This window comes from Martinezella miluonensis, from assembly GCF_900094545.1.
GTDB lineage: Bacteria > Pseudomonadota > Alphaproteobacteria > Rhizobiales > Rhizobiaceae > Rhizobium > Rhizobium miluonense.
Map to the genome: position 1 here is coordinate 24,197 of NZ_FMAH01000063.1, position 7,451 is coordinate 31,647.

Annotated in this window: 5 protein-coding genes; all 5 read right to left on the bottom strand. The window is 57.8% G+C overall.

The annotated features are described in order from the left end of the window. Window positions 1-175: 175 nt before the first annotated feature. Window positions 176-1,351: a Wadjet anti-phage system protein JetD domain-containing protein gene (locus tag GA0061102_RS30195; RefSeq protein WP_092856018.1), complete on the bottom strand. Its 1,176-nt coding sequence runs from the start codon at window positions 1,349-1,351 to the stop codon at window positions 176-178. A 5-nt stretch (window positions 1,352-1,356) separates the two neighbouring features. After that, complete coding sequence (locus GA0061102_RS30200) at window positions 1,357-4,803, bottom strand: SbcC/MukB-like Walker B domain-containing protein (RefSeq protein ID WP_092856019.1); 3,447 nt, start codon at window positions 4,801-4,803, stop codon at window positions 1,357-1,359. Beyond that, on the bottom strand, window positions 4,800-5,489 hold the full coding sequence (locus GA0061102_RS30205; protein ID WP_092856021.1) for a DUF4194 domain-containing protein: 690 nt from the start codon (window positions 5,487-5,489) through the stop codon (window positions 4,800-4,802). The genes GA0061102_RS30200 and GA0061102_RS30205 overlap by 4 nt, the downstream gene beginning before the upstream one ends. Further along, entirely contained in the window at window positions 5,479-7,011 is a 1,533-nt protein-coding gene (locus GA0061102_RS30210; protein WP_092856029.1) for a Wadjet anti-phage system protein JetA family protein, read from the bottom strand. Before GA0061102_RS30210 ends, GA0061102_RS30205 begins: the two co-directional genes overlap by 11 nt. 179 nt (window positions 7,012-7,190) lie before the next feature. Further along, a partial coding sequence (locus tag GA0061102_RS30215) for a transposase (protein WP_208858713.1) occupies window positions 7,191-7,451 on the bottom strand: 261 nt, incomplete at its 5' end.

The following is a 7,451-nucleotide window of genomic DNA, read 5'->3' on the forward strand; positions in this document are numbered from 1 at the left end:
TTAGCTGTCATCAGCCAGTCCGGCGCTATTCACAATACGGGCTTTCTAAAGTGATGTTTTCAGCAGCTCGCTCGATACATCACAATGATTCCACACGCCCACATTCAAGGGTTGAGTCAAATTATCTGCACACGCCTGTCGATGTATGCATCACAAATGACGCCCATCAAAGTAATTAGCTTCTGTTTGGAATCTTAGGATCGATTTGCTCCTGTTCCATGATCTTTGCGTCTGGCTGGGTAAGATAATCGACAAGATCTGCTATCATAGACCCCGCGACGTTCCCTTTTCGCAGTTTGATGCGGCTTGTCATCGCCTCCCCGAACGTTTCCGCAAGATGGCGGGACATTAGATGCGGCCATAGCTGGCGACCGAGCGCTCGCTCGATGGTTCTGAAAATCCAGGTGCCGTCCGGATCGATATCCGACCAATGGAAAAACGGCACCGTCTCGGGCAGCTTGGCAGCAAGCTCCGCAAGCGCTTTCTGGGCCGCCAGAGACGGATAGCCGCCGACATAGAGCGTCAACCCCAGTCTATCTACGTCCGCCTCCAGCAAATGCCGGTTAAAGCTCGCAAAATTCTCGATCGTCAGCACGTAATCGGGCCGCCGATCGAAACTGACCGTCATCATCGCCGATGGCGCAATACCGAGATAGGAAAGCGACGGCGCAACAGAAACGCCGTCCAGCAAAAATCTGCCTGAGAGCAGTAATGGCGGGCTGAACCGTTCCAGACCCAGTGCGGCAAACGCCGCGCGCGGACTGCTGGCCGGGGGCAGATCGAGAACGGCGCCGACCAGTTGCAGAACCGCCCCTTCCAGCCTTTCCAGCGCTTTGCTATCGGCGACGATGCGGCGGGAAAATGTCCGGTAATCCAGATCCAGATGCTGCTGTTCGATGATGGCTTGGGCCAGCCTGACGGCATTGCGCATCGACACCGCATCCTCGATGCCAAGGTAAGACCATTTGCGGTTTCGCGACCATGCTTCGATTGCCAACAGGGCCGTTTCGCGAATGGCCGGGTGAATGACCAGCCCGCTCAGCATCTCGTCGCCAGCCGCCGAGGCTGTCTGCCGGCTGGCTGTGCGCCCGAGATGCTTATAAAGAAGCGGCGCATCGATCAGCCGCACCAGCTTCAGCTCGCCGCGCCGACGACCGGTGTCCTGGACGCGCACAACACCACCGCTATGCTCCGCAGCTTCGATCGATCTCGAAAAGGTGTCCCCTGCATTGACATCGGCAAAACCGAAATAGTCGGGATATCCGACGGGTTGAGCGACCCCTTGCTCGTAACGGTCGAGCAGATCATGCAGCAGATCGCGCGCATGGGTGAACTTGCGGCCCCGCGCCACCGACGTTACTCCGCCGCCATCCGAGCGGCGATCTCGGCATCACTCAGCGCTTCCGGGTTCATCGCCAGAATTTCGTCGCGAGCACGTTTGCCGATCTGGACGACGTTGGCATAGGATTGTTCGCCGATACGGTCGATCTCGACCAGGCTGTGGACATAACCGATGATGACGGGTTTCTTTTCCAATGGCGCAGCGATGACGACCTGAAGTCCGAGATCGGCGTAAAAACTCATCATTGCCCGCTGGTTTTTGCCGTCCATCTTGGAGAAGGCTTCATCGAACAGTGCCGGCGCCATGCCTTTTGGCCCGCCATGAGATCCCGCGTTGCCATAAACGGCTGCTAGTGAAGCACCGATCGCAACATAGAGCGGCACCTGCTGTTCCGCGCCTGAACCGGTATTGCGCCGTGTCTCCCAGCGGGTGCGGGCCTTCGTCGTGACATCCTCCATATGGATTTCGAAGGCATAGAAATTCCGGTAGTCTTCAAAGGCCGAAACCTCCTTGTCAGGATCTTCCAGCAATTGCTCAACGGCCTGAATAGTGTCCTTATGCGGATAATCATCCGGCAGATCGGGTTTGAAAAGGGCGTCCAGCGCATCGTCCGACATCCGGCTAATTTCGATAATTTTCAGGATCGGCAGGAACTGCGCTTCGGCGGTCCGATGAAACGAATAGACTTCGTTGTGAAACGGATGACCGCGCAGGCTGCGATTGAGCGCCTCGATATCTCTTTCCATTTTCGAAACACGCGTGTTGAGAGCATTCACGAACTCGCCGCGAAACAGAACGGACGCCCGTTCAGATGCTTCCCTTGCCTTGTCTTCGTAACGCCTGAGTTCATTGCTTTCGATGTCCTCTATCAGCAGGTTCATCCAGGGTTTCACGGCGCCCAGCAAGTCGCTCTCAGGCCCGATCTGCGAACTCACGCCAAACTTGGCGTTGTTGAAATAGCGGTGCAGGGAGCTTCGCGCGTCGATTTCGGCACGACGGTTTCGATCACGGGCGCGCGATTCGGCCTCCTCTGCCTGCTTCCCGAGTTTGCGATGCGCCGCGGCTTCGCTGCGGGCGGCTTGGCCGGCAGGCATGGGCTCGTCGGATCGACGGCGCAGCGAGCTCAACCGCTGGCGATAGGCTGCGCCACCCGCCGGGTACTGGTACTGCCGCCGCTCAGCGCGATAAAGCGTCTTGGCGACGGACAGGTTCATGGCGGAGCCCTCGATGGACTCCCCGCCCTTCAAGCCCCTTTCAGCGACCGCGACATCAAGAAGATATTTGCTGACGCGTGCCTCAATCGTCTTTAGTTCTTCCTTCTTGCGGTCCTGAAAAGCTCTCTGGGCGCGAAGTTTTTCGTTGAGGCCGTCGTCGGCAGCCGCATCGATGGCGGCGATCCTGTCGCGAGCGTCGCGCATGCGCCGCATGCATTCATCGCGTTCTTCGAGTATATCCGCCAGCATATCGGCATCCTGCATATCGAGAGCCGCCAAGGCGCCTGCCAGAAGCTTTTCCTCACACTGCAGATCAGATAGTGCCTCGGTCTTCTGTACGAAACTTTGCTGCAGGATAACCAGATGAGCCGCTTGTGCTGCCCTGCCGATCTTGTGGTCGGTGGCTGCCCGGTGACTGCGGACGAGCCCGTCGTCATAAAGGCCATCCTTCATCAGGGCGCGCCCGCGCTGATTAAACTCCTCCGATGTCAGAGCAAGGCGCACATTGCCGTATCGACGTAGAATGAAAGCCTTGGCGTCGGCATCCTGCGAGCGGAACAGCGTCGGAAATGTCCCCGGTTGCGGCGCGTCACGGAACTCCTCAAGCTTGTTCAGACTGACGAGCGAAGCGCCCTTGAACTCACGACGGCCCTCGCGAAAAATGGCCGTCGCTTCAAGAATGTTGTGCCGCTCCACAAAGACCGCCTCCCGGTCGCGCCCCAGCAGGCCTTCCGCCGCAACTGTCCAGCTTTCGTCATTGATATCGAGGAGATCGCAAAGCGGCCTCGCATCCATGCCGCGGCTTCGAAGCCGCCGTATCAGCTCGTTCGTCTGATCCAGAAGATAGGCTGCGCCTCCCGATCCACGGGTATTACCCAGAACCCTGCGAATATCGCCGAGTTCCTTTTCCAGCGATATGATCTGCGCCGATGTTTCCCGATAACGCTTGCCCACCGCGTCCTTGATGCCGGGCGCCCGCGCGCGAAGCTCCTGTTCGGCCGCCTTCAATGCCGAGCGATCAACGCCGCCGCTCAACCCGTGAACCAATCCGCAATAGACCTTGATACAGGCCCCATCGTCGAAACCCGATATCAGGCCGTCAAGTGCCGTCGCCGATCGGCATCGTTTTTCGATCTCTTTCTTGAGCCTGTCGCTCTCGGCCATCTTGCCGCTCAACACTTCCAGCCATTGATCGCGACCGGTCTTTGCCCCATGCGCGGCGATCGCCTTTCTTAGCCGCTCGATTTCCTGCTCGGCCTCCCTGATCCCCTCGTTGGCAATATCCCGGTCTTCCTGCTCGGCGTCGATGAAATGGCGCGCTTCGACGATCTGCTGCTTGAGCGCCCGGTTTTCCGCCCTCGAGGCAAGCCACTGCGCCCGACGTGCCAGCCAGACTTCCAACGCCTTCTGACCGAGGCTTTCCTCGAAGGCGACGACGAGCTCGCGAATCTCGGTCAGAGCCTCAAGCTTTTCACGCAGGGTGACGATCGTTGCGCTGACGCTTCGATAGGTCTCAATAGAAGCGCGCAGATCGCGAATGTTGATCGGATTGTCTTCGAGAATGAAACGCCGGACGAACTCGGTTGCGGAATAACCCTGGTTGAGGGTCATGGCATTGACGACAGCTTTCAACAACGCCGCTGCACTTTGTTCGGCATTGGGAAGACTGGGCACGAGCCGGCGCATATATTCACGCACGAAGTCTATGGCCTTGTCACGATGGTTGATGAAATGCCCGGCCCCGACGGCATCGATGATGCGGGTCTTCACGTCATCCCAATGCGCGGCATAGACGCCATCGGCGCGCTTTTCGGTAAAATGTTCGGCCGTCAACAACTTGCTCGTAACGACGAACCGACCGAGGACCGTTTCCGAGGTATCCGTCTTCCGGGCTTCGATGGCAAGGCCGATCGTGACCGGCGGCCGTTGTTTTTCCCGGTCAGCGAAGCCAAGCGCAATATAGGTCAGGGCCTCGCTGCGGCGAACATTCCCATCACCCAGCATCCCCAGGCAATAGGTCAGCACCGTGCGTTTGGGAGCCGAGCGCCCCTTGGCGCCTTCGCCGGCAACGGCGTTCAGCCGCAGATAATGCCGGTTGGCGCCCGTCAGCACCACCTGAACCATATCCAGGATCGTCGATTTTCCGGAACGGTTTTCTCCCAGAATGCCGAAATTGCCTTGAACATCAATATCTTCGGCATCGAACAGATGCCAGTTGACCAGCGTGATGCGGCATAGTTCCATCATGCCGCATCCCCTTCCGAGCCGGAGATACCTGGGCGGAGCAGTTCCCCCACAGCCGGTATAGCGCGCGAACGCATGCCGCGCTCCTCAGTCTTCACATAGGTTTCAAGACGTGTGAGCGCATCGGCGCCGCTGACGAACTTGATCATCGGCCGGATTTCGATCTCCCGATCCTGGGCGTCGTAATCGAATTCTCCGACCGAGATCAGATTGCGCAGCGCGACGTCCTTGAGCAGGTCGAGAAAACGTCCCGGTGTAATCGCAGGCTTGCCGGCGTTCTGCAGCATATCCCTATACCGTTCGTGAAGCACGTTGAAGGTCGTTACCGCTGTCGCCCGATCAAACAGGTTGCCGAGATCCGCTTCCTCCTGCCAGTGACTACCTAGCACCAGAACCACCATGGTCTCGTCGAGCCGCATCCTAGGAACGGACGACGGATCGTCATCGGTCAACAAGATGCCGACCCATTGCTCGTCCGCATTTCTGTGAACCTGATAGCCGATGCTTTCAAAAAACTGATCGGCAATGCGCCGGAAACGACTGTCGGTCAGACTGTTGTAAACATTTGCCGTGCCGCGATCTCCGGAATAGGCAAACTGGCTTCGCAACATGTAGCGGCATGCCTTGCGCAGGTCCGCCGCTTTTTCCGCGCCATGGGCATCTTCAAGCGCATCGAATTCACTCAGCATGCCAAACCTCTTGACGGGTGGGGCCACCCAGGTGGCGGATGGAAAAATTGCTGCAGCGAAGCCATTCGCAGTCGTGCGGTTGGCTATCGGGCAAATACTGCAGTTCGAATTCGCGACCGATCGGGCCGGGTATCTCCTGGGTGAGCGCGTAACGCCTGGCCGCATCGAAAGCGAGGAAATCGTCGATGGTTCGAAGCTCGACGAAGCGGGCTTCGATTGTGTGATAGGGGGCCGATATGCGCTGCAAAAATTGCCTGACTCGCTCGGGCGACGGAGAAATCCGTTCGAGATACTCCGCCCGCATGCGTTTTCTGAATTCATAGACCGGATCGTAGGGCCGCGCGGCCAGCGGCTTTGCCTCGATTGCCGACCGTGCCTGCCGTTGCGGCGCCAGCTGTCTTTCCGACCATGGAACAAAAACCCGAGCAATCTGCGAAGGAACACTCGGCTCCGCGTAACGATCTGGGTCGGCGGCGAGCAGCGCCTCCATCCGCGCCACGAGCGCTCTTGCGCGCGACGACAGACCGCGTTCGCCTTGTTCGGCATATTTCACGGTATTGCGCAGCCGCGTTTCCAGTCCTCGGCGAAAGCTTGCGATACGTTCGAACATTTCGGTGACGGTTTCGAATGTCGTTTCGATCGACAGCAAATCGCTGACCACCTCGTCTCGAGCTCCGTCCGCATCCGGCTTGATGCCGATTTCGACATATCCTGCCGCAACGATATCCAGAAGATCAAGCGTGTTGGCAATTCGCCGCGCCGTGCCGATGATCTGATCGCGGAAACGATAGGGATGGTTGAACGTGAGGATCGCCTGAAAATCCTTGAGGATCAGCTCGCCGATGAACTCTTCGAAATAGGTATCCATCTTCTGGCGAAGGTTTTCCGACTCCAGCAGCGATTTACGAATCCGCCGCAGGTCCGCCAGGATCGCCCGCAGCGTCTTGACGAATTGGTCGGCCTGCACACGTGCTTCGCGCAGCGCATGCACGGCGCTCGACCGGGCCTTTTCGGGGTTTTCAACCGATAGCTTTTCGACCAGCTCAAGACTGGTTTTGATATGCACCACGAGACCGCCAAACCGCTGCGACACATCCGAGTTTAAGCTCGACAGTCGCTGGACGACCAGCAGTGCCCCCATCGGCATATCGACTGTGATTTTCAGTCCATACTCTTCCTCTTCCAGCCAGCCGGTTCGCACCAGCCCTTGATAGACCTGCTGGGCGGCCTTGAGAACGCGATCGCCGGTCTCTCCGCCAGTTCCTGCGAACTTGAGCCTTCGGCGTCGTTTGGAGACGACCTCCGGTAACCCCTCCACCAGATCGTCTTCGTCGAGCAGCAGATCCGGCAGGCGACCCACGAGATCATAAATCGCGTGAACCAGTTCCTGGCGAGTTGGAAAGCTCGATCCGGTTGAAAAGCAGCGGTCATAAACTTCAAGCAGCGCCGCTTCATAGAGATAGCGATGCTTGCGCGAAAAGATCAAAAATGCGTCGTCATGAAGATGCTTGAACAAGGACATAGAGAAATAATCAAAGCCTAGGGTTGCATCTGCCAATTTATCCATACATAGTTTTTTGTAAATAGCATCCGCTTTCGTATTTATGACTGACGGTATTCTTGTCGGCGACGATCGTGTCCATGTAGGTGGTGTAGCTACCGGCTGCTTGCCGTGCTTTCCGCCCCAGGTCGGAGCGATTATCAGCGCGCCACAGCAGGCAAGCTGATTTGGGGATCATCGCTCATTTGAGCCATGGTCTCAAGGGTCAGGTATCTCCCTCGCTGGACGGTCCACTCGTCGTTCGCCTCCATGAGCAGTGCGCCGACGAGACGGATGATGGCTTCATCGTTCGGAAAGATACCGACAACCTCGGTGCGGCGTTTGATCTCGCCGTTGAGACGTTCGATTGGATTCGTCGAGTGCAACTTCGCCCGGTGCTCTTTGGGAAAGGTCATGTAGGC

What these genes read in the sequence shown, in the direction of transcription:
- GA0061102_RS30200 (WP_092856019.1), bottom strand. Translation starts at nt 4,803, where the DNA reads ATGATGGAACTATGCCGCATCACGCTGGTCAACTGGCATCTGTTCGAT.
- GA0061102_RS30205 (WP_092856021.1), bottom strand. Translation starts at nt 5,489, where the DNA reads ATGCTGAGTGAATTCGATGCGCTTGAAGATGCCCATGGCGCGGAAAAA.
- GA0061102_RS30210 (WP_092856029.1), bottom strand. Translation starts at nt 7,011, where the DNA reads ATGTCCTTGTTCAAGCATCTTCATGACGACGCATTTTTGATCTTTTCG.